Origin of the sequence: Mesorhizobium sp. BR1-1-13, from assembly GCF_020165515.1 — a bacterium.
In the GTDB taxonomy this organism is placed as follows: Bacteria; Pseudomonadota; Alphaproteobacteria; order Rhizobiales; family Rhizobiaceae; genus Mesorhizobium.
In genome coordinates, this window is sequence record NZ_JAIUIH010000001.1 from 820,676 (window position 1) to 846,251 (window position 25,576).

General features: G+C 63.6%; 29 protein-coding genes. 14 read left to right on the forward strand and 15 right to left on the reverse strand.

What is annotated here, in order from left to right; translation table 11 throughout:
• The first annotated feature begins 92 nt into the window (after window positions 1-92).
• Both LB533_RS04040 and LB533_RS04045 read left to right on the forward strand, forming a co-directional pair.
• Complete coding sequence (locus LB533_RS04040) at window positions 93-1,397, forward strand: NAD(P)/FAD-dependent oxidoreductase (protein ID WP_224676710.1); 1,305 nt, start codon at window positions 93-95, stop codon at window positions 1,395-1,397.
• Window positions 1,394-2,368, forward strand: a complete 975-nt coding sequence (locus tag LB533_RS04045; protein WP_224676711.1) for an amino acid ABC transporter permease — start codon at window positions 1,394-1,396, stop codon at window positions 2,366-2,368. The genes LB533_RS04040 and LB533_RS04045 overlap by 4 nt, the downstream gene beginning before the upstream one ends.
• A 125-nt stretch (window positions 2,369-2,493) precedes the next feature.
• Here the strand turns inward: LB533_RS04045 and LB533_RS04050 are convergent, their stop codons facing one another.
• The 3 genes from LB533_RS04050 to LB533_RS04060 form a co-directional block, all read right to left on the reverse strand.
• Complete coding sequence (locus tag LB533_RS04050; RefSeq protein WP_224676712.1) at window positions 2,494-3,933, reverse strand: GMC oxidoreductase; 1,440 nt, start codon at window positions 3,931-3,933, stop codon at window positions 2,494-2,496.
• Window positions 3,930-4,100, reverse strand: coding sequence for a hypothetical protein (locus LB533_RS04055; RefSeq protein WP_224676713.1), 171 nt, complete (start codon window positions 4,098-4,100; stop codon window positions 3,930-3,932). Before LB533_RS04055 ends, LB533_RS04050 begins: the two co-directional genes overlap by 4 nt.
• 188 nt (window positions 4,101-4,288) lie before the next feature.
• Entirely contained in the window at window positions 4,289-5,050 is a 762-nt protein-coding gene (locus LB533_RS04060; protein WP_224676714.1) for a GGDEF domain-containing protein, read from the reverse strand.
• Between the two features lie 161 nt (window positions 5,051-5,211).
• Between LB533_RS04060 and LB533_RS04065 the strand changes: the two genes are divergently transcribed.
• Entirely contained in the window at window positions 5,212-5,922 is a 711-nt protein-coding gene (locus LB533_RS04065; RefSeq protein WP_224676715.1) for a pyrimidine 5'-nucleotidase, read from the forward strand.
• Between the two features lie 106 nt (window positions 5,923-6,028).
• On the opposite strand, the gene LB533_RS04070 is transcribed toward LB533_RS04065, so the two are convergent.
• A complete protein-coding gene (locus LB533_RS04070; RefSeq protein ID WP_140491453.1) occupies window positions 6,029-6,874 on the reverse strand; it encodes an LOG family protein in 846 nt (281 codons plus the stop codon).
• Between the two features lie 146 nt (window positions 6,875-7,020).
• Here LB533_RS04070 and dapD point away from each other — a divergent pair, with 146 nt between their 5' ends.
• Together dapD and LB533_RS04080 are read left to right on the forward strand one after the other, a co-directional pair.
• The gene (gene dapD / locus LB533_RS04075; protein ID WP_224676716.1) at window positions 7,021-7,875 is read left to right on the forward strand and encodes a 2,3,4,5-tetrahydropyridine-2,6-dicarboxylate N-succinyltransferase; all 855 of its coding nucleotides are present in this window, start codon (window positions 7,021-7,023) and stop codon (window positions 7,873-7,875) included.
• A gap of 142 nt (window positions 7,876-8,017) precedes the next feature.
• Window positions 8,018-8,395: a DUF805 domain-containing protein gene (locus tag LB533_RS04080; protein WP_224556389.1), complete on the forward strand. Its 378-nt coding sequence runs from the start codon at window positions 8,018-8,020 to the stop codon at window positions 8,393-8,395.
• Window positions 8,396-8,467: 72 nt separating this feature from the next.
• On the opposite strand, the gene LB533_RS04085 is transcribed toward LB533_RS04080, so the two are convergent.
• The gene (locus LB533_RS04085) at window positions 8,468-9,505 is read right to left on the reverse strand and encodes a 2-dehydropantoate 2-reductase (RefSeq protein WP_224676717.1); all 1,038 of its coding nucleotides are present in this window, start codon (window positions 9,503-9,505) and stop codon (window positions 8,468-8,470) included.
• A gap of 129 nt (window positions 9,506-9,634) precedes the next feature.
• Between LB533_RS04085 and dapE the strand changes: the two genes are divergently transcribed.
• Entirely contained in the window at window positions 9,635-10,828 is a 1,194-nt protein-coding gene (dapE, locus tag LB533_RS04090) for a succinyl-diaminopimelate desuccinylase (RefSeq protein ID WP_224676718.1), read from the forward strand.
• Window positions 10,829-10,833: 5 nt separating this feature from the next.
• Entirely contained in the window at window positions 10,834-11,463 is a 630-nt protein-coding gene (locus tag LB533_RS04095; protein WP_224676719.1) for a transporter, read from the forward strand.
• Here the strand turns inward: LB533_RS04095 and truA are convergent.
• Genes truA through def form a run of 4 tightly spaced genes read right to left on the reverse strand, consistent with a single transcriptional unit; the run spans window position 11,451 to window position 14,193 of the window.
• Window positions 11,451-12,200 carry a tRNA pseudouridine(38-40) synthase TruA gene (gene truA, locus LB533_RS04100; protein ID WP_140673674.1) on the reverse strand — a complete coding sequence of 250 codons (750 nt, stop codon included), beginning with the start codon at window positions 12,198-12,200 and terminating at the stop codon, window positions 11,451-11,453. The two genes, LB533_RS04095 and truA, sit on opposite strands and share 13 nt — an antisense overlap.
• A gap of 17 nt (window positions 12,201-12,217) precedes the next feature.
• A complete protein-coding gene (locus LB533_RS04105; protein ID WP_224676720.1) occupies window positions 12,218-12,724 on the reverse strand; it encodes a GNAT family N-acetyltransferase in 507 nt (168 codons plus the stop codon).
• Window positions 12,721-13,656, reverse strand: a complete 936-nt coding sequence (gene fmt / locus LB533_RS04110) for a methionyl-tRNA formyltransferase (RefSeq protein WP_224676721.1) — start codon at window positions 13,654-13,656, stop codon at window positions 12,721-12,723. Before fmt ends, LB533_RS04105 begins: the two co-directional genes overlap by 4 nt.
• Window positions 13,657-13,662: 6 nt before the next feature.
• The gene (def, locus tag LB533_RS04115; RefSeq protein ID WP_056573548.1) at window positions 13,663-14,193 is read right to left on the reverse strand and encodes a peptide deformylase; all 531 of its coding nucleotides are present in this window, start codon (window positions 14,191-14,193) and stop codon (window positions 13,663-13,665) included.
• 103 nt (window positions 14,194-14,296) lie between these two features.
• Here def and LB533_RS04120 point away from each other — a divergent pair, with 103 nt between their 5' ends.
• The gene (locus tag LB533_RS04120; protein ID WP_140639303.1) at window positions 14,297-15,583 is read left to right on the forward strand and encodes a DNA recombination protein RmuC; all 1,287 of its coding nucleotides are present in this window, start codon (window positions 14,297-14,299) and stop codon (window positions 15,581-15,583) included.
• Window positions 15,584-15,603: 20 nt separating this feature from the next.
• Here the strand turns inward: LB533_RS04120 and LB533_RS04125 are convergent, their stop codons facing one another.
• Entirely contained in the window at window positions 15,604-16,008 is a 405-nt protein-coding gene (locus LB533_RS04125; RefSeq protein ID WP_140639302.1) for a GFA family protein, read from the reverse strand.
• Window positions 16,009-16,270: 262 nt separating this feature from the next.
• Window positions 16,271-17,224, reverse strand: coding sequence for a cation diffusion facilitator family transporter (locus LB533_RS04130; protein ID WP_140639301.1), 954 nt, complete (start codon window positions 17,222-17,224; stop codon window positions 16,271-16,273).
• A 277-nt stretch (window positions 17,225-17,501) separates the two neighbouring features.
• Between LB533_RS04130 and LB533_RS29820 the strand changes: the two genes are divergently transcribed.
• On the forward strand, window positions 17,502-17,627 hold the full coding sequence (locus tag LB533_RS29820) for a hypothetical protein (protein ID WP_140491427.1): 126 nt from the start codon (window positions 17,502-17,504) through the stop codon (window positions 17,625-17,627).
• A gap of 245 nt (window positions 17,628-17,872) precedes the next feature.
• Window positions 17,873-18,187 carry a quaternary ammonium compound efflux SMR transporter SugE gene (gene sugE, locus LB533_RS04135; protein WP_140491423.1) on the forward strand — a complete coding sequence of 105 codons (315 nt, stop codon included), beginning with the start codon at window positions 17,873-17,875 and terminating at the stop codon, window positions 18,185-18,187.
• 243 nt (window positions 18,188-18,430) lie between these two features.
• On the opposite strand, the gene LB533_RS04140 is transcribed toward sugE, so the two are convergent.
• Window positions 18,431-18,859 (reverse strand): DUF6481 family protein, encoded by a 429-nt coding sequence (locus LB533_RS04140; protein ID WP_140639300.1) that lies wholly within the window; start codon window positions 18,857-18,859, stop codon window positions 18,431-18,433.
• A 219-nt stretch (window positions 18,860-19,078) separates the two neighbouring features.
• Between LB533_RS04140 and LB533_RS04145 the strand changes: the two genes are divergently transcribed.
• Window positions 19,079-20,137: an LLM class flavin-dependent oxidoreductase gene (locus LB533_RS04145; RefSeq protein WP_140639299.1), complete on the forward strand. Its 1,059-nt coding sequence runs from the start codon at window positions 19,079-19,081 to the stop codon at window positions 20,135-20,137.
• Between the two features lie 46 nt (window positions 20,138-20,183).
• On the opposite strand, the gene LB533_RS04150 is transcribed toward LB533_RS04145, so the two are convergent.
• Both LB533_RS04150 and LB533_RS04155 read right to left on the reverse strand, forming a co-directional pair.
• Complete coding sequence (locus tag LB533_RS04150; RefSeq protein ID WP_224676722.1) at window positions 20,184-21,044, reverse strand: helix-turn-helix domain-containing protein; 861 nt, start codon at window positions 21,042-21,044, stop codon at window positions 20,184-20,186.
• An 89-nt stretch (window positions 21,045-21,133) separates the two neighbouring features.
• Window positions 21,134-21,700, reverse strand: coding sequence for a carboxymuconolactone decarboxylase family protein (locus LB533_RS04155; RefSeq protein WP_140639297.1), 567 nt, complete (start codon window positions 21,698-21,700; stop codon window positions 21,134-21,136).
• 252 nt (window positions 21,701-21,952) lie between these two features.
• On the opposite strand from LB533_RS04155, the gene LB533_RS04160 reads away from it, so the two are divergent.
• From LB533_RS04160 to LB533_RS04170, 3 genes are all read left to right on the forward strand, one after another.
• Complete coding sequence (locus LB533_RS04160) at window positions 21,953-23,122, forward strand: AI-2E family transporter (RefSeq protein ID WP_140639296.1); 1,170 nt, start codon at window positions 21,953-21,955, stop codon at window positions 23,120-23,122.
• A 122-nt stretch (window positions 23,123-23,244) separates the two neighbouring features.
• Window positions 23,245-23,391 (forward strand): hypothetical protein, encoded by a 147-nt coding sequence (locus tag LB533_RS04165; protein ID WP_181169337.1) that lies wholly within the window; start codon window positions 23,245-23,247, stop codon window positions 23,389-23,391.
• A gap of 1 nt (window position 23,392) precedes the next feature.
• Window positions 23,393-24,394, forward strand: coding sequence for an LLM class flavin-dependent oxidoreductase (locus LB533_RS04170; protein ID WP_140639295.1), 1,002 nt, complete (start codon window positions 23,393-23,395; stop codon window positions 24,392-24,394).
• A 48-nt stretch (window positions 24,395-24,442) separates the two neighbouring features.
• Here the strand turns inward: LB533_RS04170 and LB533_RS04175 are convergent, their stop codons facing one another.
• Complete coding sequence (locus tag LB533_RS04175; protein ID WP_140639294.1) at window positions 24,443-25,462, reverse strand: LacI family DNA-binding transcriptional regulator; 1,020 nt, start codon at window positions 25,460-25,462, stop codon at window positions 24,443-24,445.
• Window positions 25,463-25,576: the final 114 nt, after the last annotated feature.

Below are 25,576 nucleotides of genomic sequence, written 5' to 3' on the forward strand. Positions count from 1 at the left end.
CCCTCTCTAAACCTTTGTTCTTGCGCAATTCCCCAGGAAAAAGCGCTACGCGCTTTTCCTGACTCTGAGCGGGATGCGGTTGAAAGTCGCCGATGGCCTATCCGGACACCTATTACGCCCGCACCATGACCGACCGGAAGATCAGGCCCCCGCTCCGCGGCGAGGCGCACTGTGACGTGGCCGTCGTCGGCGGGGGACTGGCCGGCCTGACCACGGCGCTGCAGCTGTCGCGTTCCGGGCTGCGCGTCGCCGTGCTCGAGGCCCAGGTCGTCGGTTTCGGCGCCTCCGGCCGCAATGGCGGCTTCGTCACGCCTGGCTTCGCCACCGGCGGCGACACCATTGCCGCGCGCGTCGGCAAGGAAGCCGCGCGGCAACTGCACCGGCTGTCGATCGAGGGCGTCGAATTCGTGCGTCACACCATCGAGGCGCTCGACATATCGGCCGCCATGCCGCGCGACGGGCTGGTCAGCGTCCTGCGCTACGACGATGGCGACGCGCTCAAGGCCTATGCCGACCAGACGGCGCGCGACCACGGATACGAGCTTCAATATCTGCGTAGAGAAGACGTCCGTTTGGTGCTTAAATCGGCTCGCTACTATCAGGGCTTGCGCGACCCGAAAGCCTTTCACATCCATCCGCTCAATTATCTGCGTTCCGTGGCCGATGAGATCGAGCGGCTTGGCGGCAGCATCCATGAGAGCTCCGAAGTCGTGCAATGTGATCTGTCGGGGTCGCAAAAGATGCTGCGCACGCGAGAGGGCACGCTTCGGGCAACTCGCGTCGTGCTGGCTACCGGCGGCTATACCGGCCCGGTATTCAGTCAGCTCCACCGCGCCTTCCTGCCCATCGCGACCTATGTGATGGTTTCCGAGCCGGCGCCGCGCCTGATCGCGCAAGCCGTTGCGACCACGGACGCGGTCGGCGACAACAGGCGGGCCGGCGACTATTATCGGCTGGTCGATGGCGGCAATCGCCTTTTGTGGGGCGGGCGCATCACCACGCGCGCCGCTTCCGCCGACGCGCTGGCGCGCGAATTGCGCCGCGAGATGATCGGCACCTATCCGCAGCTTGCGGACCTCAAGACCGAACTGGCCTGGTCCGGATTGATGTCCTATGCCCGTCACCTGATGCCCCAGATCGGCGAATTGCAGCCGGGCGTCTGGTATTGCACGGCTTTCGGCGGCCATGGTCTCAACACCACGGCCATCGCCGGGAAAATCGTTGCGGAAGGCATTCTGGGCGTTTCGGACCGGTACCGGCAGTTCGCGCCATTCGGATTGAGCTGGGCCGGCGGCGCCGCCGGCCTGGCGGCCGCGCAACTCACCTACTGGAAATTGCAGGCGCAGGACTGGTGGCGAGAACGTCATGCCGCCACGAAAGACAAGGTGACGGCATGATCGGCAGGCTGATGCTCTTCTATCCGGGGATCACCCGTCGCGCAGCGGCTGGGCTCGTGTTGGCGCTGTTGGCCGCCGGCCTTTACGCGATGGGCATCAAGTCAAGCTGGATCGGCTCGGTGATGCCAGTTGCATCCGGCTGGCTGCAGGCCAACCCTGCCCTGTCGCGCGCGCTTTCCGCAGTGCTGATCGCGCTCATTGTGCTGGTGAATTGCAAGCTGCTGCTGCTTTTGCCCCGGCGGCAGCAGATCGTCGGCGTCTGGATCGAACTGTTCGTGCTCCTGATGCTGTTCCTCTATTCCTTCGACCTTTCGCTTGCCTTCATCGCCAGGAAGATCGGCTTCCTGATCACCCAGGGCGTCACCACCACGCTCTACATTTCGGCGATCTCGATCCTGATCGCGACAGCCATCGCACTTGTCGGCGCGATCGCCAAACTGACCGGAAACGGCCTCGTGTACGGGCTGGCCACTTTCTACACCTCGTTGTTCCGCGGCCTTCCTTTGCTGATGCAGATCTACATCATCTATCTCGGCCTGCCGCAGGTCGGTTACGTGATCGGCGCGGTGCCGGCCGGCATTCTGGCGTTGTCGCTGTGTTATGGCGCCTACATGACCGAGATCTTCCGCGCCGGCATCGAAAGCATTCCGCGCGGACAGAGCGAAGGCGCCACCGCGCTTGGACTGAGCCCCGGCCAGACCATGGCGCTGGTCATCCTGCCGCAGGCCATGCGCGTCATCATCCCGCCGACCGGCAACCAGTTCATCGCCATGCTGAAGGACTCGTCCCTGGTGTCGGTCGTCGGCGTCTGGGAGATCATGTATCTCGCCCGCACCATGGGCCAGACGGAGTTCCGCCACATCGAGATGCTGATCACCGCTTCGGTGATCTACTGGATCCTGTCAATCACGCTGGAGTTCGGTCAGGCCTATCTCGAACGGCGTTTCGGCCGGTCGGAGCGGCGGGCGTAGGGCAATTCCGGAAAGCTGCGTCGCCGCCGTGCTGGTGCGCCTCTCCACGGCCTTTGAGCCGCTCCGGCGCCATCATATGGCGCGGCATTGCCGAGATGAGATGATTTCGCGGGGTTGCGGAACCGTCAGGCGGCGACCACCTTCCCGAGATGCTCGCCGAGCCGGCAGGCCAACGCCGTGATCGTCGTCGTCGGGTTGCATTGGCCCGAGGTGCAGAACACCGACGAGCCGCCGACATAGAGATTGTCCATGCCGTGCACCTTGCAATTGGCGTCCACGACGCTTGTGGCGACATCGGTGCCCATGCGCGTGCCGCCCATGTGGTGGTGGCCGGCCGTCTCCTGGTCCGTCGGGTAGTCGCCGCCATTCGAAATCCAGTCGGCTATACGCACCCGGCCCAGGTTCTTCTGGGCTAGCGTCGTCCCGAAAAGCCTCAGCCCTTCGAGCAGCGTGCGGCGTTCCAGGTCCGATTTCTTCCAGTGCAGCTCGATGCGCGGCACGCCGGCGTGGTCGACCACGGTCTTCGACAGCTCGACCTGGTTCGAGGCCAGCGGCGCCTGCTCCCAGGCGACATACAGCTGGGCCGCGCAGCGCAGGTTCTGGTTGAGCCTGCCCGACAGCCACTCCGCCATGTTGGGCGCCGTACAGGCGAGATCCGCGATCAGGTCCTTGACGCCGGGATAGGGCGTCTCGATCAGCCTGATGCCAAAATTCATGATCCGCAGCCGCTCCATCGCGGCCGGCATCGGCGAGAAGAAGGCCTCGTTCACCGCATCGACCTCGAATGCGCCATAGTCGGCCAGGATGGCGTTGCCGCCCTGGAAGGTCGGGTGTTCCATCCAGTAGCGGCCAAGTGCCGTCGCGTTCGGCACGACGCCGCCATTGGAGCGCTGGTTCGACCATAAAAGCAGCCGCGAATTCTCCAGTCCGCCGGCACACACGATGAAATAGTCGGCGCTGAAGAAGCCGGCATCCTGCCCCTGTGACCACAGCCTAGCGCCGGTCACGCGTCTGCCGTCGCCGGTAAGCTCGGTGGCGCAGGTGTTGAGCACGACAGCGATGTTCCTGCTCTTGTCGAGCTCGGCGGCGTATTTTTCAGCGAAGCGCACCGCGCCGCTCTTGATCAGCTGCACCCAGCGGATGTCGTCCGAGATCGGCGCGTCCGGCCGGAAATCCGGCAGCTCCAGGATGTCGCGCACTTCGCCCAGATAGGGTTCGATGTCACTGCGCCGGATCGGCCAGCCCGTGTCCGGCACCCACGCCTTCGGCTCGAAATCCTGTTTGTCGAGCACGCGGCACCAGCCGGCCCAGTGGTTCGAACTGCCGCCCATGAACCGAAGCCGGGTGATATCGAGATCGAAATAGAAATCGCCGACCGTGGTGCCGCGATAGAAATCCTGCGAGGTGTCGCTGAACTCCCTGCCGCCGGCCTCCAGCACCACGACCGGTATGCCGGCGGCGCCGAGCTTTCTGGCGATCGTGGTGCCGGCCGGGCCGGAGCCGAGAACGCAGACCCTGGGCGTGAAATTTGCGGCGCGAAACGCCTCATAGCTGTCGAAGATCATGCCAGGTCGCTCCGCTTCAGGATCCAGCCATTGACCTCGACCATCTCATCGGGGGCGGCTTCGGAAGAACCCGCATCAGGCAATTTGCGGAACAGCGACAGGGCAGGCACCGCGATCAGCGTCTGCATGATCATTCGGCGCGATATCTTCTTGATAAGGAAACTCATGACGGGTCTCTCGACGGGGTCTCTATCCAGGCATGTTCCCCGAACATCCAGGCATGTTCCTGAACGGCACATGCTTCGTCATCGAAGCCAGAAGCGTGCCAAAACTGGTTGCAAGCCGGAACAATGCGCAGCCGAGTGCAAACAGGGTTAGAGACTCCTTAACAAGCCGGTTTGCTGGATCAGCCCGTTCAGGCCGCCTCGGAGATGTCGGTGTCGAGGATCACCAGGTTGCGTCCCCGATGTTTGGCCTGGTAGAGGCGCCGGTCGGCGGCCCGCATCAGCTCCGACACGCTGGCGCTCTCGTCGCAGAGGGTTCCGCCGATGCTGACGGTCAGCGGAATGGTCCGTTCGTCCACGGGCCGGAAGCGGATCAGCTCGACCTCGCGGCGGATGTGCTCGGCGACGCGCTTGGCTTCCCGTTCCGTGGCTCCAACCAGCAATGCGCCGAACTCCTCGCCGCCGATGCGGCCGAGGACGTCGCCGTCGCGCACCCCGCGCTTGATGGCGTTGGCGATCAGGAGCAGCGCGTCGTCGCCGGTCAGATGGCCGAAGCTGTCATTGATCATCTTGAAATGGTCGGCATCGATGATCAGCAAGGCGCCGCTATCGGACTTGTGCCGGGAGCCGTTGAGCACGGCAAAGAAGCTTTCCCGGTTGAGCATGCCCGTCATGTCGTCGCGGCTGGCCTTTTCCGCCAGCCGGCGATGCGCCGCGGCAAGCTGGGCATGGGTGCGGGCAAGGTCGCGATGCGCCGACTTCAGCCTGTCGCTGTGCCAGAACGTGCTTGCGCAGGCCGCCCATGCAAGGACCAGCGGACACAATGTCGAGGTCAGCCAGATCATGCGGTTGACCGGGAATCCCATGGCGGGGACGATGATCAGGGTCAGAAGGAGCGAAACCGCGACAGAGACGAAAGCAATGGTGGCGGACTTCAGAATTATACTGCTCATCGCTGGCTCCCACTGGACCGCCTCTGTGCCAGCAAGCCCTGAAGGCCACCTTTCCAGGATGCCTAAAATTTGAATGGTGAGACTGTTTCTGCCACTTTCGGCGCGTAGAAGTTGTGGATAAAGCCCCTTCAAGATCGTCCGTTTCGTGCCATAAGGGTCGCATGGCTACACACCCCGACCCCGCTCGCTTCGCCCATGTCACCGACTGGGTGTTCGACCTGGACAACACGCTCTATCCGCACCATTCGAATCTGTTCTCGCAGATCGACGTCAAGATGACCGCCTATGTCGGGGAACTGCTGTCGCTGCCACGCGAGGACGCGCGCAAGCTGCAGAAGGAACTTTATCGGGAATATGGCACGACGCTGAACGGGCTGATGACGCGCCATGGCATAGACCCCGACGATTTCCTCGAGAAGGTCCACGACATCGACTATTCCTGGCTGGTGCCTGACCCCGTCCTCGGCACCGCCATTCGCCAGCTTCCCGGCCGCAAGTTCATCTTCACCAACGGCGACCGCAGGCATGCCGAGCGCACTGCGCGCCAGCTTGGCATCCTTGATCATTTCGACGACATCTTCGATATCGTCGCTGCCGGGCTCAACCCCAAGCCGGCGCGCCAGACCTACGAGAAATTCGCCGAACTCCACGCCGTCACCGGCCACAATGCGGTTATGTTCGAGGATCTCGCGCGCAACCTGGCCGTGCCGAAGTCGCTGGGCATGACGACGGTCCTGGTGGTGCCGCGCAATTTCGAGCCGACATTCTCCGAAATCTGGGAGCGCGATCCGGCGCAGGAAGATGATGTCGACTTCGTCACCGACGACCTCGCCGGATTCCTGACGGAGATAGTCGTGGGAATAAGGGAGTAGGGCAGTAGGGCAGTGGGGCAGTGGGGCAGTAGGGCAGTAGGAGAATGAGGCGCTCTCAGCCCCTGATTCGAGATCTACTTCCCTACTGCCTTACTTCCCTATTCCCTTACTCCCCTAACTTATAGAACCGGCTGACGATGCCCCAGGCCTCGTCGGCGGTGTCGACGAAATCGATGATGTCCTGGTCGCCGGGACTGATCGTGCCTTGCTCGGCGAGGAAGTCGAGATCGATCGCCCGCTTCCAGAAGGATTTGCCGAACAGGATCACCGGCACGCGCTCCATGCGCCCGGTCTGGATCAGCGTCAGCGTCTCGAAGAATTCGTCCATAGTGCCGAAGCCGCCGGGAAACACCGCGACGGCCTTGGCGCGCATGACGAAATGCATCTTGCGGATGGCGAAATAGTGGAAGTTGAAACAGAGTTCCGGCGTCACATAGGCATTGGGCGCCTGCTCGTGCGGCAGAACGATGTTAAGCCCGATGGAGGGCGCGCCGACATCGTCGGCGCCGCGATTGCCCGCTTCCATCACGCCGGGCCCGCCGCCGGTCACCACGACATATTCGCGGTAATATGAACTGGCCGATTGCTGCGAGCAGAGGCGGGCGAATTTGCGCGCTTCCTCGTAATATTTGCTGTTTTCCTCGAGGTTCTTCTTCTGCGTCTCGTTTTTGGCAGCCCAGGCCTCGCCGCCGGGTTCAGGCAGCCGCGCGCCCCCGAACAGGACCACGGTCGAGCGGATACCACGCTCGGCCAGGATCATCTCCGGTTTCAGGAGTTCGAGCTGCAGCCTGACCGCGCGCAGTTCGCGCCGCGTCATGAAGTCGGGATCGTTCCACGCCAGGCGGTAGGTCTCGGCGCGCGTCTGCGGCGTGTCCGGCACGCTCCTGGCCCGCTCCAGATCCTCGTCCGAATGCGGCAGCGGCGTCCAGCCCGCCTTTTCCATGGGTGTCATGATGTCAGGTCCGTCCATTTCATTCACTTGCGCCGTCCCATGGCGCAGTCGCGATTGACCCCTACTCTGCCTTCACATAGGGTCCGCGCGATTTTCAAAACAGGTTAAGGCTCAGCCCCTTAACAGCCTGGTAATGGAGCGAATTCATGTCGAAGCCGGATCTGGCGAGCCTCGAAAAGACCATCGACAAGGCCTTCGAGGAGCGTGACGCGATTTCGACGGCGACCAGAGGCGAGACACGCGATGCCATCCAGTCGGCGCTCGATCTGCTCGATCGCGGTACCGCCCGCGTTGCCGAGCGCCAGGCCGATGGCCAGTGGCATGTCAACCAATGGCTGAAGAAAGCCGTCCTTTTGTCCTTCCGGCTGAACCCGATGGAGATCATCAAGGGAGGCCCCGGCCAGGCCGTGTGGTGGGACAAGGTGCCGTCGAAGTTCGACGGCTGGAGCGCCGTCGATTTCGAGAAGGCCGGTTTCCGCGCCGTGCCGTCGTCGGTCGTGCGCCGCTCGGCCTACGTCGCGCCGGGCGCCGTGCTGATGCCGTCCTTCGTCAATGTCGGCGCTTATGTCGATTCGGGCACCATGGTCGATACCTGGGCTTCGGTGGGCTCCTGCGCCCAGATCGGCAAGAATGTGCACCTGTCGGGTGGCGTCGGCATCGGCGGCGTGCTGGAGCCGATGCAGGCCGGTCCCACCATCATCGAGGACAATTGCTTCATCGGCGCGCGCTCGGAAGTGGTCGAAGGCTGCATCGTGCGCGAGGGCTCGGTGCTCGGCATGGGTGTCTTCATTGGCCAGTCGACCAAGATCGTCGACCGCGCCACCGGCGAGATTTTCTACGGCGAAGTGCCGCCGAATTCCGTCGTCGTAGCCGGTTCGCTGCCTGGCAAGCCGTTTCCGAACAATGAGCCGGGTCCAAGTCTCTATTGCGCGGTCATCGTCAAGCGGGTCGATGCCAGGACCCGGTCCAAGACGTCGATCAACGAATTGCTGCGCGATTGATCTTTTTGGAAAGCGGGCGCACCTTCCGCCGGCGCGACGATCGGTCGCGCCGGTTCAACATGGAGGGGTGACATGGACTGGAAATATCTGCTGACGAGTTTCGACGGCACCCGGGGTGTCAATCAATATGGACGGGACCCGCTTGCCTGACAGATCCAACCTCACTTGGCTTTTCTTCAAGACATCGGGCCGCGTCAGCCGCGCGGCCTATTTTCTTGGCGGGCTGCTCGTGGCCATCATCCAGGCCTTCCCGCTCTATCGTTTCACGCTGGTGCCGGAAGGCTCGCCCGAGAGCAACATGTGGTCGTTCGTCTTCTTCATCGCCTTCATCGCCTCGCTGTGGTCGAACATCGCACTGGCGGTTAAGCGGCTGCACGACCTCGACAAGCCCGGCATCGCGGCGTTGATCCTGTTCGTGCCGGTCGTCTCGATCGTCGCCTTCGTCGTGCTTTGCCTGTTTCCGGGCCAGCCCGGACCCAACCGCTATGGCAAGCGCACCAATGCACCGGCCGAGCCCTGAGCGCCCATCGTCGCCATGCGCTACTGCCGGCATGCATGAAAATGAGGGCCTGAAGCGCGTCGCCTGAATCGTTCAGACGCGACGCGCTTCAGGCGCGGCGACCTGATCCGCGCTGAAACCGGGCGATCCGCTGCCGGCCGCTTCCGCCTCACGCATCAGGGCGATGATCCGTCGGACCGTCGGCGCCGGCGTGCCCGCTTCTTGCGCCAGGCGAAGAACGGCGCCTTGCAAATCGCCGATCTCCGTCGGCCGGCCGCGCTGCAGATCGTCCCACATGGAGGAACGCGCCTCCGGGTCGATGGCCAGCATCCGCCTCGCCAGCAGCCTGAACAGCCAATCGGGGAGGCGGAGCACTATCGGCAACAGCGCCGGCCGCAAGCCGGCGATCCGCGCCGGCTCGATGCCCGACGCCTTCATGGCCTGGAGCGCCTCGTCGATCTGTCCAGCCAGGATCAGCCGCCAGCGCCGGTCGGCAAGCTCGCTCGCCAGCGGCAGGCCCGAAAGCGCCACCAGCGCATTGTTCAAATTCATCAAAAGCTTGCCCCACAGCACGGCTTTCATGTCGGCATGGGCTTCAACCCGGAACCCTTCGACGCCGAGAAGGCTGATCAGACCGGCATCACTGTCCTCGATCATGACCTTGCCGTTGCTGGCGCGGTGGACACGCAGCGGCAATTCGCCGTCGACCGATTGCACGACATTGAACGGCACCATGCCGGCCAGCACTGGTCGCCCGCCGACACCGGCGCGCAGCCGGTCGGCATTGTCGATGCCGTTCTGCAGGCTCACCACCACGACGTCAGGCGGGGCATGTGCGGCGACGAGCGCAGCCATGTCCCGCGTCGCGCCGCTCTTGACGGTGACCAGGATCACGTCCGCCTGCGGCAAGGCGGCGGCTGGATCGGTGGTGACGGCAAGCGCTTGCGGCTCGAGGCCCCGGTCGCGGCCCTCAAGGTTGCTGACCCGCAATCCGCCTTGCCGCAGCGCCGCCTCGATGCGCGGCCGGGCCAGCAGAATCACCTTGCGCCCGGCGAGCGCCAGGCAGCCGCCGGCATAGCAGCCGATGTTGCCGGCACCGGCAATGACGATTCTCTTGTCCCCGTTTGCCATCCTGTCGCTCCGCACCGGGCCCGCGACTATACGACATGAAAACCATAATGTCGGCGGTATCGCCGGTCATAGGACTGGCCCTTACGTCTGGCCGTGACAGGCCTTCAGCTTTCGACTATCGCTTTTGCCATGACGCTGCCGACCGATCCCGCCGCAAACCTCGCCGCCCTCATCCGTTGCGCCTCCGTGACGCCAGCCGAAGGCGGTGCGCTGACCGCGTTGCAGACGATGCTGGAACCGCTCGGCTTCCTCGTCGATCGCCCGGTGTTTTCGGAAGACGGCACGCCCGATATCGAGAACCTTTATGCCAGGCGCTCCGGCAATGGCCCTCATCTGATGTTCGCCGGACACACCGACGTGGTGCCGGTCGGTGACGAAGCCGCCTGGACGCATCCGCCCTTCGGCGCCGAGATCGCCAATGGCGAGATGTATGGCCGGGGTGCGGTCGACATGAAGGGCGGCATCGCCTGTTTCATCGCCGCGATAGCGCGCCATGTCGAGACGAATGGCGGTCCGAAGGGCTCGGTCTCGCTGCTGATCACCGGCGACGAGGAAGGCCCGGCCATCAACGGCACCACGAAGCTGCTCGAATGGGCGGCTTCCAGGGGCGAGAAATGGGACGCATCGATCGTCGGCGAGCCGACCAACCCGTCTGCGCTCGGCGACATGATAAAAATCGGCCGGCGCGGCTCGCTGTCGGGCGGCGTCACCGTCAATGGCCGCCAGGGCCATGTCGCCTATCCCTTGCTTGCCGACAATCCGGTACGCGGGCTGATGAGCTTGGTCGACGCTTTGCTGCATCCCGTCTTCGATGAGGGCACGAAGGATTTCCAGCCGACCAATCTGGAGGTGACATCCATCGACGTAGGCAACCCGGCCACAAACGTCATTCCAGCCAAGGCAACCGCCACCTTCAACATCCGCTTCAATGACAGCTGGACCGCCGAGACCATACAGGCCGAAATCCACAACCGTCTCGACCAGGCGGCGGGCCGCAAGAAATACCGGCCCGGCAAGGAGATGCCGGTCGACTACGAACTCGTCTGGCGCGACAGGCCGAGCCATGTCTTCCTGACCCGCGACGACAGGCTGATCGAGACATTGAGCGGCTCGGTCAAGACGGTAGTCGGCAGAGCGCCGGCGCTGTCCACCTCCGGCGGCACGTCGGATGCGCGCTTCATCAAGGACTATTGCCCGGTGGTCGAATTTGGCCTGGTCGGCAAGACCATGCACATGGTCGACGAGCGCGTCGCCCTTGCCGATCTCGAGACGCTGACGCAAATCTATCAGCGCTTCATCGAAGACTGGTTCGGACAGGACTGAGCAGCATGCTTTCGGCGGACGAGACCCAAGTTTCGCTGACCGGCGCCTGGCGACTGATGCTCGGCAGGGCCGATGGCCTGCGTCTGCTCGACCTGTCTGCCGATGGTTTCTGGAATTCCTTTTTCGCCATCGTCGTCGCGGCGCCGGCATTGATCGTCGGCTGGGTCGGCATCGCCAACGAGATCGGCGATCCCGATGCCTTCGCGGGCCGCTTCAGCATGCTGTTGCGGCTGGCGACAGTCGATATCGGTTCCTGGGTGCTGCCACTGGTCGCACTCGCTCTGGTCGCGCCGCGCGCCGGCATCGGCGGGCGCTTCGTGCATTATGTGGTGGCCTCGAACTGGGCTTCGGCCATCACCGCCTGGCTGATGCTGCCGTCCGCGCTGATCAGGCTTTTCCTGACCTCGGCGAGCCAGATCTCCAGCCTTGTGTCGCTGCTGTTGTTCGCGCTCTCGATGGTGCTGACCTGGCGCATGACCAACGCGACCATCGGCAGAGGTGCCGCAATCGGGACCGCTGTCTTCGTCGGCATGTTCATCGCTTCGCTGATCGTGCTGTTCGGGCTGCAGGCGCTGCTTGGAATCACGGTTCCGGACACCGGAGCTCAGAACCTTTCGGGACTCTATCCGGGATAATCGACGCCGACCAGAAAAAGTCCGTCGGGCGGAGCCACCTGGCCGCAGGCGGCGCGGTCGTGCGCCTCGAGCGCCGCCTTGAGGTCGCCGGCCGTCCATGCGCCTTCGCCGACGCGCTTGAGCGAGCCGACCATCGAGCGCACCTGGTTGTGCAGGAAGGAACGCGCCGAGGCTCTGACTTCGATCATGTCGCCCGAACGGCTGACGTCAAGACGGTCGAGCGTGCGCACCGGGCTCTCGGCCTGGCATTGCGTGGAACGGAAGGTGGTGAAATCGTGCCGTCCGAGCAGCACTTTGGCGGCTTCGTGCATGGCAGCGGCGTCGAGCTGCTTCGGCACCCACCAGACCTTGCCCTTTTCCAGGGCCGAGGGCGCGCGCCGGTTGAGGATGCGGTAGAGATAGTGGCGGCCGATGGCCGAGAAGCGGGCATCGAAGCCGTCGACGACGGTCGTGGCTTTCAAGATCGCGATGCGATTGCCGGCGGCCTGCAGATGCGCGTTGACGGCATCGCGCACTTTGTCGTCCGGCCAGGCCTTGGCGAGATCGACATGCGCCACCTGGGCCGTCGCATGCACGCCCGCATCGGTACGGCCGGCAGCGCGCAAGCGGACCTGTTGGCCGCAGAATTTTTCGATCGCCTGCTCGATCGCCTGCTGCACCGAAGGCTGGTCCGCCTGGTGCTGCCAGCCGGCAAACAGGCTGCCGTCATATTCGATGTCGAGGCGAAAACGCGGCATGCCGGGCGGCTATACGCCTAGGCGGCGAGTTCGGTGAAGGCCGAGGCGTAGACCAGCCGACCGGCTTCAGGAGCGTCGCCCCAGGCCAGCGCCTGCAGCGCCTCGCCCTGGTAGTCGCTCTCGAAGCCTTCGGCGCGCGCATGGCTGTAGCCGAAACGGCTGTAGTAGGTGGGGTCGCCCAGCACCACGGCCAGCGTCTCGCCGGCGTCGCGCAGGCGGATGTGAGCCTCGCGGATCAGCGCGCCGCCAATGCCGGTGCCGTGAAACGACGGCTCCACCGCCAGCGGCGCCAGTGCCACCGCCGGGAAATCCTTGCCGCCGGCGCGGACGAAAAGACGCGAAAACAGGATGTGGCCAACCGCTTGCCCGTCTTCTTCCGCCACCAGTTCGACAACGGCGTCGCCGCCGGAAACCAGCGCGTCAACCAGCCCGGCTTCCGCCTGCTGGCCGAAAGCGTGTTCCTCGACGAGGCGGATGGCCTCGCGATCCCGCGGCGTCGCCGCGCGTATCGACATCATGCTCATGACAATTTCATTCCTTTTTCGATCTTGGTCCCGCGCAGGAATTCTTGCGCGGCGGCGGGCCTTCCGCCCGCCCGTTGAACTTCGACCAGCCGGATCGCGCCCGCTCCGCAGGCGACCGTCAGGCGGTCGTCGAGAATTCCTCCCGGTTCGCCCACGCCTTGCGCAAGCGTCGAGCGAAGCAGTTTCAGCCGTTCCGCCCGGCCACCAATTTCAACCTCGCACCAGGCGCCGGGGAAGGGCGACAGGCCGCGAATGTTATTGTGGACTTCGGCCGCGGGCCGCGTCCAATCCACGTGCGTATCGGATTTATCGATCTTTTTGGCGTAGGTCACCCCCTCAACCGGTTGGGCGGTGAATGCCAGGCTATTCCTTTCCAGCCGGGCCAGCGCTTCCACTATCAGTGCGGCGCTGACGCTCATCAATCGATCATGCAGATCGCCGGCGGTCATATCGGGTTCGATGACGCATTTTTCAACCAGCCCCACTGGGCCGGTGTCGAGGCCTTCTTCCATGCGCATGACCATCATGCCGGTTTCGCTGTCGCCCGCCATGATCGCCCGTTGGATGGGCGCCGCACCGCGCCACCGCGGCAACAGTGACGCATGGCCGTTGATGCAGCCCAGTCGCGCCGCCTCGAGAACCGCCCTGGGCAAAAGCAGGCCGTAAGCCACGACCACCCCAATATCGGCTTGCAGCGCGCGAAAAGCTGCCTGTTCGGCCTCGCCCTTGAGCGACGTCGGCGTGCGCGTCTCGATGCCTAGCCGTTCCGCCTCGCGCTGTATCGGCGACGGCGTCAGCTCCAGGCCGCGCCGTCCGGCGGCCCGCGGCGGCTGCGTGTAGACGGCCGCAATCTCATGTCCGGCCTTGGCAACCGCGCGCAACGTCGGCACCGAAAACTCCGGCGTGCCCATGAAGATGACGCGAAGGGGCATTGTCCCCTATCCCACCAGCTTGCCCGGAGCCTTGTCCTTGGCCAGCTTCTTGAACTTCTTCACCACCATGTCGCGCTTCAGCTTCGAAATGTGGTCGATGAACAGCACGCCGTTGAGATGGTCGATCTCATGCTGCAGGCAGGTTGCCATCAGCCCCTCGGCCTCCATCTCCTGCAGCTTGCCGTCGCGGTCGAGATACTTGACCCGCACGGAAGCCGGGCGTTCGACCTCGGCATAATAGTCGGGGATGGACAGACAGCCTTCCTCGTAGACGGAGCGCTGGTCGGCGCTTTCCAGGATTTCTGGGTTGATGAAGACATGCGGCGCCGGCGTCTCGTCCTCCTTGGCGAGGTCGATCACCAGCATGCGCAGCGGCTCGCCGATCTGGATCGCCGCCAGCCCGATCCCCGGCGCGTCATACATGGTCGCCAGCATGTCGTCGGCCAGTTTGCGCAAGGGCGCATCGACGCGCTCCACCGGCTTGGAAACCTGGCGCAGGATGGGGTCGGGAAGGATGATGAGCGGCTTGATCGGCATGGCGTCTCACCTAAGACCTTGAATAAAGGGCGTCAACCGGTGCGCGGGGGGATTGTTCACGTTTTGATCTGTGCTGGCCGACCGAATCGTCTATGCTGTGCGCATGAACGACCTGACGTCCATCCTTTCAGAGCCTGTCGCCCGGCTTGGCGCGACCACGATCACGCTCGGCCATGCGCTGGCTTTCGGCACCATTTTGTTTCTTGGCCTGTTCGTGGCGCTTGTCGTCGCGCTGTGGCGCTCGGCCAAGGCGCGCGCCGCTGCCGCTGCCGAAGCCGCCGACCATGCCCGCGACGCCGAGGCGCGGATGGCCGGCATATTGCAAAGCCAAGCTGAGATGCAGGGCCGCATGGGCGCCATCGCGGAAGTCTTCGGCGCGCGGCAGGCGGAACTGACGCAGTCGATCGGCCAGCGCCTCGACGCCATGACTGGCCGCCTCGGCCAGACCATGACCGAGCAGACCAGATCCACGCATGAGAGCCTGGCCAAGTTGCAGGAACGGCTGGCCGTCATCGACACCGCGCAAGGCAATATCCAGTCGCTCGCCGGCCAGGTCGTGCAATTGCAGGCGATCCTCTCCAACAAGCAGACGCGCGGCGCCTTCGGCCAGTCGCGCATGGAAGCGATCGTCGCCGACGGCCTGCCGCACGGCGCCTACGAATTCCAGGCGACCTTGTCCAACGGCAGCCGGCCCGATTGCCTGGTGCGCATGCCCAACGGCGCGCCGGCGCTTGCCGTCGACGCCAAGTTTCCGCTGGAAGCCTGGAACGCCATCCGCGCCGCCGAAGGCGCCGAACAGCAGAAGGTCGCGGCGCAGGCCTTCCGCCGCGACATCGAGGTGCATATCCGCGATATCGCGGAAAAATACCTGATCCAGGGCGAGACGCAGGATACCGCCTTCATGTTCGTGCCGTCGGAATCGGTGTTTGCCGAGATCCACGAAAATTTCGAGGCGGTGGTGCAGAAGGCGCACCGCGCCCGCGTCGTCATCGTCTCGCCGTCGCTCCTGATGCTGTCGATCCAGGTCATCCAGGCGATCCTGAAGGATGCCCGCATGCGCGAGCAGGCACACCTGATCCAGGGCGAGGTGATCCGGCTGATGGAGGACGTTTCGCGTGTCGACGAGCGGGTGCGTAAATTGCAGGGCCATTTTGCCCAGTCGGCCAAGGATATAGACGACATCCTCGTCTCGACGTCGAAGGTGACCAAGCGCGGCCAGAAGATCGAAGCGCTGGAATTCGGCGCGCAGCCCGGTGGCGATGTCGGCCCGGACATCGCGTCACCAGCCCCTGCGAAGCCGGAACCCGGCCCTCGCGTTGTCGATTCCCCGCGCGTTGCCGATTCAAAGACCGGCCAGCTCAGGCTGAGGGTGGTCGAAGGCGACGACTGAGGCGCCGCACCGGACCGGCGCTACTGCTCCTCCACTGTGGTCATGCCGTGAAATTCGGGTAGCCAATGAAGCGCCGAGCGGTGCCATTTTTGCAGTGTCGGAATCAAATCCTGGCGTTGCCGCGCGGTTCCCACGCGAATGCCGTAGACCTTTGGGCCATCTCCGACCGACGTGGCGTAAAGGTGCGAGCCGCAGTCGGCGCAAAAGGCCTGGACGCGCCTGGCGCCGCTTGCCACGGTCTTGATGTAGACTTTCGGTGTACCCTTTGTGATCCGGTAGTGATCTTCAGGCGCCGGAACGGTGACACGAAAGGCCGTACCGGTCAGCTGTTGGCAATCGGTACAATGGCAGATCGACGTCTTTTCCGGCTCGACCTCCGCCTCATAGGTGATGGCGCCACAATGGCAGCCGCCGTCGATCTTCATAATCGTCCTCCAAAATTCGATCGGCTGATCCTAGAGCAATTCCAGGAAAAGTGTGTACGGTTTTCCCAGGAAAGCGCGTAGCGCTTTCCTATGGAATGCGCAAAAACAAAGACATAGAGCGGTTCGCCGTCTCCGTGAAACGGTGAACTGCTCTGGCGGGGCAGCGGCGCAGCGGCGCAGCGGCGCAAGGCAACGACGCGACGCTGATCCAGAGGCATGATCCCGAGGCGTGGGACGCGGGTTTCGAGCCTATGCTCAAAGTCTACTCGGATGCTGATTCGATCAGCTTGCGTCGCTGTTCCCAGGTGCCTGACGTCTGCGGCTTGACGAACAGCCGGGTGATCTCGGGCATTTCCTTCCTCAGCCGCGCTTCGAGGCGCTCCACGCAGGCTTCGATTTCCGGCGCCGACAGATGGTCCTCGAATTCGATGCTCAGGCCGGCAACGATCTCTTCCGGCCCCAGGTGGACCGTGAGCACGCCGTTTGCCCGCTGCACCGCCGGATCCTGCTGGGCGATCGCCAGCACTTCTTTCTGTACCGCGGGCGAAGCAGGCTCGCCGATGAGCAGCCCCTTGCTCTCGCGCGCCAGGAAGGCCGCGGTCGCACCCAGGATCAGAGCAATGCCGATCGAGGCGGCGCCGTCCAGTTCCGGCATCTCGAAAATCTCCGCCGCCGATATGCCGGCAAAGGCGACGATCAGGCCGAGAAGCGCGGCACTGTCCTCGAACAGCACTGTGTAGACGCTTGGATCTTTGCTCGATTGCACGGCCTGCAGCCAGCCCTGCTGGCCCTTCTGCCGGCGGAATTCCCTCAGCGCCACCAGCCATGAACTGCCCTCGAACAGAAACGACAGGCCGAGCACGATGTAGTTGACCCTGACATTGGCGGCCGGTTCGGGCGCAATGATGTGCGTCACGCCTTCGTAGAAGGATACGCCGGCGCCGAGCGCGAAGACGAGAAGCGCCACGATGAAGCTCCAGAAGTAGAGCTCGCGGCCATGGCCGAGCGGATGCGCGCGGGTGGCCGGGCGTGCGGCGCGATGCATGCCATAAAGCAGCAGACCGCCATTGCCGGTATCGACCAGCGAATGCACGCCCTCCGAAAGCATCGCCGAACTGCCGGTGAAGAAGGCCGCGGCGAATTTGGTCAGCGCGATCGCGAGATTGCCGGCGAGCGCCGCGTAGATGACCGTTCGAGAGCCGCCATGCCCCGCCATTGCTTCCCTGTCGTCCTGTCCGACACGCGAAGTCTAGAGCAATTGCAGGAAAAGTGGGAGCCGATTTCCTCGAGATCATGCTGCGGGCCTGCCGAAATTCCGCGGCGATCCACCACTCATCAACACCCCATCCGTTCAAGTCGCTGTGCGCCGGTTGGAATTCATAAAGGCCGTCGAAACAGGTTGCCGGGTTTTCGGGGCCAGGGCCGCGAACAGCCCCTTGCCTAGAGGCATTTCTCTTGTTTCACTTCGCTTCCCGCAACTGGAGGAACGAATCATGGCAAAAGGTGCGATGAAGGCAGGCAAAGAGGCCCGCAAGCCAAAGAAGGACGCCAAGAAGCCGGCCGCTGCTCCCACGCTCAAGGCGCCGCCGGTCAAGGCAACGAGGCTCAAGGAAAAATAGTCGCGTGCCTCGGATGGAGTTCGCCGGCGGCGTTCGAAACACCGCCGGCACTTTGTTGATCGGGCGTTAGGACACCCTATATCTGGTGCGGGGACGACCCCACATCTCCTGAAATCCGGTCGGGACGACCCGCCCACTGTTTGATAGGGCATCGGCAGCCGGACGGCTTCCGCGGTGCTCGGTCGATCGCGCTTTGCATCGTCCCGAAACGGACGTCGTTGCGATGCTTGGATGGAGCGTTCCCCATGTCATGGATTTTTCTGTTTTTCGCCGGCCTGTTCGAGATCGGCTGGGCAATCGGCCTCAAATACACCGACGGATTCACCCGGCTCGTCCCGACCGTGCTCACGGTCGCCTCGATGATCGTGAGTCTCACGCTGCTTGGACTGGCGCTGAAAGCGCTGCCCGTCGGCACCGCCTATGCGGTGTGGACCGGCATCGGCACGGTCGGCACGGCGCTGCTCGGTATCTGGCTGCTCGGCGAGCCGGCGACCGTGATCAGGCTCGCCTGCATCGCGCTCATCGTCTGCGGCATTATGGGGCTGAAATTCGCGGCGTAAAGCAATTCCACGAAAAGTGCGAAGCGGTTTTCCGCCCGGAATTGCGCCGAAGCAAACAGGGCAATCCTGGGAAAGTGCGAAGCGATTTTCCGTCCGGAATTGCGTCGAAGCAAACAGAGCAATTCCGCGAAAGTCGCATCGCGACCGGCGTCCACAATCGCATGAATTGGCGCGCGGACAAACGCATGCAGGGCCGCTTCGCAGCGACCCTGATCCTCGAAGCAGATTGCTCCGGCGGTGAGGCTAGCGGCCGGTAAAGCCTGGCGGTGTCCTGCCGGTGCGCGCCTTGCGCGCCGCATAGCGCGCATCGCGCTTGGCCTTGCGCTCGGCCTCGTCGGCCAAAAGACGCGCGATACGCTCGGCCTCTTCGGCTTCACGAATCCTGGCTTCCGCCTGCGCCGCCTCTTCGGCCGCGATCCGTGCGGCTTCGGCTGCGGCCTCGCGCTCGGCCTTCTCGATTGCCTCGCGTGCCAGCCTTTCCTGCTTCAGCCTCGCCTTCTCGGCCTCGCGTATCTCACGCGCCGCAAGGATAGCCTTGCGTTCGGCCTGTCGCGCCAGCACAGCGGGATCGTCCGCCGCCGGCTTTGCCTTGAAGCGCTCCAGAAGCGCCTTCTTTGCCTCGTTCGCGGCGTTGCGCCGCTCGAAAATGTCTTTTTCCCTGTAGATAGCCAAGTCCACTTCCCTGAAGTCAATTCGCGACGCTTACATACGCGCGAAAACCGGGAGTTCAAGCGCCAAAACGGTATGCCAGCCATGAAATTCCGTGCTGTTGCAGCCGGGAGACGCCTTCGCGGCCGAAACGGACACGCACTGTTCGCAGTCGGACCCTCTGGTGGCGATACGGGCCGATCGCTAACTCTAGCGCGAAATCAAACGCCAGGATGACACCACATGGAACTCGGTCTCTACACTTTCGCCGACGTCAGCCCGCAGCCGGGCCCCGGCGCAATCGGCCCGCACGAGCGGCTGCGCAACCTGATCGAGGAGATCGAACTGGCCGATCAGGTCGGCCTCGACGTTTTCGGCCTCGGCGAGCACCACCGGCCGGACTATGCCGCGTCCGCACCTGTCGTGGCGCTGGCCGCGGCGGCCGAGCACACCAAGCGCATAAAACTGACCAGCGCTGTCACTGTCCTGTCCTCGGACGATCCGGTCCGCGTCTTCCAGCAATTCGCCACGCTCGACCTTCTTTCCGGCGGCCGGGCCGAGATCATGGCCGGACGCGGCTCGTTCATCGAGTCCTTTCCGCTGTTCGGCTACAATCTTGAGGATTATGACGAGCTGTTCGCCGAAAAGCTCGACCTGCTGCTCGCCATCCGCGATCAGGTGAAGATCACCTGGTCGGGCAATCTGCGCGCGCCGATCAACGATCGCGGCGTCTACCCACGCCCCTTGCAGGAAAAACTGCCGATCTGGATCGCCATCGGCGGCACGCCGCAGTCCGCCGCCCGCGCGGGCGCGCTCGGCCTGCCGCTGGCGCTCGCCATCATCGGCGGCGAGCCAGCGCGGTTCGCGCCGCTGTTCGACCTATACCGCGAGGCCGCCATGCGCGCGGGCGCCGATCCGAAGGGTCTTGCCACCAGCATCAACGTCCACGGCTTCATCGCCGACACGACCGAGAAGGCGGCCGACGATTTCTATGGCCCGCAGGCCGAGGTGATGAACCGCATCGGCCGCGAGCGCGGCTGGGGTCCGACCTCGCGGGCGCATTTCGACCAGTCACGCGGCCCGGGCGGCGCCTTGTTCGTCGGCAATCCCGAGCAGGTGGCCGAAAAGATCGTCGCCCAGCACAAGATCTTCGGCAACGACCGTTTCCTGCTGCAGATGGCGATCGGCATCATGCCGCATGCCAAGGTCATGAAGGCGATTGAACTCTACGGCACCAGGGTGGCGTCGATCGTGCGCAAGGAAACGGCCGTCGCCGTCCCCGCCCCGTCGCCTGCCGTATGATCTCGAATGGGGCCCGCAGATGCGGGCTTCGCTCAGAGCCCGCCCGTCAATCGACGTGCTCGCCTGGCCGTTGCGAAGCACGAGCACGAGCCGCATCCATCATCATGGCATGATGGATCTCGGTCGCCTCATCGGCCGGGAACAGGCACTCGATGCGAAGCTCCTGGGCGGCGACGGTCTGGGGGGTGCCGACCGTGGTGACCATCGAAAAATAGTTCAGGACACGGTCTTCCCTGATGAACCCAAGCGGGATGACGGGCATGAAGCCGATCGCCACCGGGTTCTTCCATTCGTTTTTCACATCCGGGTAGGCCAGCAGTGCCGCCAGCAAATCCTTTGTCTTTTCGTCGACGACGCGGCCGATGGATTCGCGATAGACACGTTCGAACAAGCTCCGCGCCACGTCCTGCCAATTGGCGACGAACGGGCGCATGCCGTCGGGATCGAATATCAGGTGCAGCATGTTGCGCGGCCCCTTGCGAACGGCCATGTCGATGAAGCAGCCGAAGAAGAGTGGCGCGGCCTCATTGGTCATCAGCACGTTCCAGTACCGGTCCATGACCAGCGCCGGAAACGGTTCATGCTGCCGCAGGATGCGCGTCAAGGCATCGGTCACGCTCTTCATTTCCACCGAATCCCAAGCGGCCTCGGAAAACATCGGCGCGTAGCCTGCCGCCAGCAGCAATGTGTTGCGATCGCGCAAAGGGACATCGAGTGCCCGGGCGATCGCCATCAAGGTCTCGCGGTTGGGAACGCTGCGTCCGCTTTCGATGAAACTGATCTGTCTTTGCGAAACGCCGGTATCAAGGGACAGGTCGAGCTGGCTTCTGCCGCGCGCATCGCGCCAGTGACGCAGGAGCACGCCCAGCTCAGGCCTCGTGCTCGTCCTGAGGTTCGACGGTTTCATGATGCACTATCCTCGCAACCCGTCCAACGATAGGCGTCCACCCGCTTATCGTTCGACGGCGCATGGCGATCCATGCGCCGTCATTCGGCTCAAGCCGCGATCGCCGAGGGAGGTGACCATGCCTGCGGCTGGAAGCGGTCCTCGATCGGGGTACCGGCCATATTCGTCGTCGTTGCCGCCATCGTGGAGACGCCCACGCCGGTTACGACTTCAAGGATCTGGAGTTTCGAATAACCTGCCGAGGTGAACCTGTCGATGTCCGCGTCGGTCACGTTTCCCTTGTTTTCGATCAGCGCCTTTGTCAGCGCCGAAAGTGCGGCGTATTTCGGATCCTGTGGCAACCGGCCTTCACGGATCGCCCTGACTTCGCTCTCGGCAATCCCGTCTTCGATAGCGAATGTCGAGTGCGCGGCAACGGTCCAGGGGCATTTGATCGTGACGGCATTGGTAAGCAGCAGGACCTGCTTCTCGATCTCGTCGAAGCTGCCGCCGTGAAAGCTGCCGAAGCTGTTGACGAATCCATTGAGAAGGACCGGATTGTTCGCCATCGTCGCCATGACATTCGGCAGGAAGCCGAACCTCTCTTCGAGCGCCTTCAGCGCGGGTTTGGATTGCTCCGGCGCGGACTCGACGGTTTGAAGGTGGAACCTCTGCATTGTGTTGTCCTCTTCCAGTTCGGATGTGATTGCGCGGCTGGCTTGTCCGGCCCGCCGGCTTTCCCGTTCATCGCGAAAGCCTGTTCGTACTACGCCCGCCCAGTGCGCGGCCTCAATTACATGGCATGTAATAGCAGGGCTGCGTCTATCGTGAGCCGCACGCCTGGGAGCTCGCCGTCAACGCCGGCTAACGGAACCTTGGAGCGGCAGGGGCGTTTTCGTCAGCGGTTGCGCCAACGCCGAGGGACCGTGATGAAAGTTGACCCCACCGCTTCGGTCGCGGGCGTTTCCGAAGCAGAAGAGGCGCGCATCGTCGCCCGCGCCGACACCCATCTGATACGCTCGCTGCTCGTCGGCATCTTCATTTTCATGGCCGTCTATGCGCTCTATTTCGCCCGCGCTTTCTTCATGCCGGTCATACTCGCTTTTCTGCTGGCACTGACGCTGACGCCGATCGTCAGGCTTCTGCGCAAGCGCGGCATTCCCGAAGCGGTTTCGGCGACGCTTCTGGTGCTTCTGTCCCTCTGCCTCTTCGCCAGCGCCGGCTATTTGCTGAGCGGCCCGGTGATCGACCTCATCAACAACACCTCGTCGATCGGCCAGCGGCTGACCGAGCGGCTGGCGCAACTACGGCGTCCGCTGGAGAGGGGAATGGAAATTGCGCACCAGATTGAAGGCCTGACCGAGACATCTCAGGAGCCGGGTGTACAAAGGGTTGCGGTAGCCCAGTCCGGCTTCCTGTCGTCGGCCGCCTCAAACATCCTGTCGGCGGGAACAAGCCTGACCATCATTTTCGTGCTGTCGCTTTTCCTGCTCGCTTCGGGCACGATGTTTTATGAAAAGATCATCCAGTCCTTTGCCAGTCTCACCGAGAAGAAGCGGGCGCTGCGCGTCGTCTATGACGTGGAACAGGAAATCTCGCACTATCTGCTCACCGTCACCATCATCAATATCGGTCTCGGCACGATCATCGGCCTTGGCCTGTGGGCGCTCGGCATGCCCAACCCGTTCGTCTGGGGCGCCGCGGCCGCTCTGCTCAATTTCCTGCCCTATGTCGGCGCCATGATCACTCTCGTTGTGGTCACGATCATCGCGCTGATCAGCTTCGACACGATCTCTTATGCATTGTTGGCGCCTGCCTTCCTGCTTTTGTGCGACATCGTTGAAGGCCAGTTCGTCACGCCGATGGTTGTCGGCCGGCGGCTCGAGATCAACGCCGTGGCGATCTTCATCGCCATCGCCTTCTGGTCATGGCTGTGGGGCTTTGTCGGCGCCCTGATGGCGGTGCCGCTGCTGGTCGTCGTCAAGGTGTTCTGCGATCACTTTGATGGTCTCAGCCATGTCGGCAACTTCCTGGCGGCGCAGCATCTCGCGGCGGTCGAGGACGAAGCCGCCGAGGAAGGCAGCAAGGCCTCCGTATAAAGCCGGTGCGTCGGGTTTGCGGCCCCTGGCCCGAATGCCTATATCCGGTCGGTCAATGCCCGGTACCTTTCCCATGAGCGCCGCTTTCTTCGACCTCGACGCCTATTTCGCTTGCATCGGCGATGCCGGGTTCGCGGGATGCGACGCTGAAGCATATGGCCACGGCCAGCGAACTTGCCGCCGCGCTCGAGGCCCAGCTTGGCATCGTTATTCCCCACCGCACGGCCTTCGGGGCCAGGGTGCTTGAGACAAAAATCGTGGAGACCTGACATGGCAGCCCTTTCCGTCCTCGACCTGTCGCCGATCGTCGAAGGCAGCGATGCCTCGCGTTCGCTCGCCAATTCGCTCGATCTTGCCCGCCATGCCGAGCGGCTGGGCTACAGGCGCTATTGGCTGGCCGAGCATCACAACATGCCCGGCATCGCCAGTGCCGCCACGTCAGTCGTCATCGCCCATGTCGCCGGCGGCACTAAAACCATTCGCGTCGGCGCCGGCGGCATCATGCTGCCCAATCACTCGCCGCTGGTCATCGCCGAGCAGTTCGGCACGCTGGCCGCCTTGTTCCCCGGCCGCATCGATCTCGGCCTCGGCAGGGCGCCCGGTACGGACATGAACACGGCGCGTGCTTTGCGCCGCAATCTCGAGGCCGGTGCCGACAATTTCCCGCAGGACGTCGTCGAGCTGATGGGCTATTTCCTGCCGGCGGAAGAGGGCCAGCGGCTGCGCGCCGTGCCGGGCGAAGGCCAGACCGTGCCGGTCTGGATCCTCGGCTCCAGCCTGTATGGCGCCCAGCTTGCCGCCATGCTCGGCCTGCCCTACGCCTTCGCTTCGCATTTCGCGCCGGCCGAGCTAGACCATGCGCTGGACATCTACCGCTCGCGCTTCCAGCCGTCGGAACAGCTCGACAAACCCTATGTCATGCTCGGCCTCAACGTCTTTGCGGCGCCCACCGACACTGAGGCGCGGCTGCTGTTCACCTCGCTGCAGCAGGCTTTCGTCAATCTGCGCACCGGCCGCCCCGGAAAACTGCCGCCACCGGTCGAGAACTATGACCGCGATCTCGATCCGATGGCCATGTCCATGCTCGGCCAGGCGCTGTCCTGCGCCGTCGTCGGCTCGCCGGAAACGGTGCGGCAAGGCATCGACGCCTTCGTTCGCCGCACCGGCGCCGACGAATTGATGGTCACCGCGCAGATATTCGATCATGCGGCTCGGGTGAGATCCTTCGAAATCCTGGCTGACGCCCACAAATCGCTGTCGCAAGCGGCGTGAGATTTCCAGCTCGGCGCTTGCCGATAGCGATTCAATCAATGAACCGCTCTACGCACTCACGCTCTGCGCCACCGCTGCCAGCGGTCGGCATGAATTGCGGATCATCAGCCGGCCCTTGAGCACCAGCTTGCGCGGCGGCGCGTCGCGATTTCCGGCAAGGCGGTCGAGCAGCAAATTGGCCGCCTGTTCGCCGATCGCCTGCACCGGCTGCGCCACCGTGGTCAGTTGCGGGACAAACACGTCCGACCACGGAAAATCGTCGAAACAGGCGATCGAAACATCTTCCGGGCAGGACAGGCCGATATCGCGGATCGCCTTCATGGTGCCGATCACCATCGGATTGTTGGCGGAGAAGATCGCGCTCGGCCTGTCGTGCAGCGACAACAACTGCATGGCCGCGTTATAGCCGTCGATCTCGTGAAAATTGCCGGAACGTATCAGGTCTTCGGCCACCGGCAGACCGGCTGCCTGAAGCGCTTCGCGATATCCCGCCATGCGATCATGCATCGGTGAGATATCCGACGTTCCGGTGATGTAGCCGATGCGCCGGTGCCCGAGATGGATCAGGTAGGTGATGGCGTCGAACACGGCGCGCTGGTTGTCGAGCACCACGGCATCCGTGTCGACACCGTCACAGATGCGGTCAAGCAGGACGACCGGCACGTTGGCGTCGTCGACGATGCGCTTGAGGATCGTCCCATCGCCGACGCGCGCCACGATCAGCCCGTCGACCATGCGGTCGAGCAGCAGCCTGATCTGGTCGTCCTGGGTGTTGAGGTCCTCGTCCGTGCAGCACAGCATGACCGCATAGCCGGCGCGGTCGAAGGCCTGCTGGATGACTGACACGACATCGGTGAAGAACGGATTGGTGATGTGCGGGACAGTCAATCCAATGGTGCGCGTGGTGCCCATTTTCAGGCTTCGGGCGATCGCATTGCGCTTGTAGCCGATATCGCGGATCGCCTGCTCGATGCGCTGGCTGAGCTCCGGGCTGACGGTCGCCGTGCCGTTGATCAGCGCCGAAACCGTGGCGACCGACACGCGCGCCGCCTCGGCCACGTGAAGCATGGTCGGCGCCGTCGATCTTCGCTGCCTTGTCTTGCTTGGCCCTGCCATTTCGAAACGTTTCGCCGCCTCACTATGCCTCATACCTACGGAATATCGCGGTTTTTCGCAAGAATT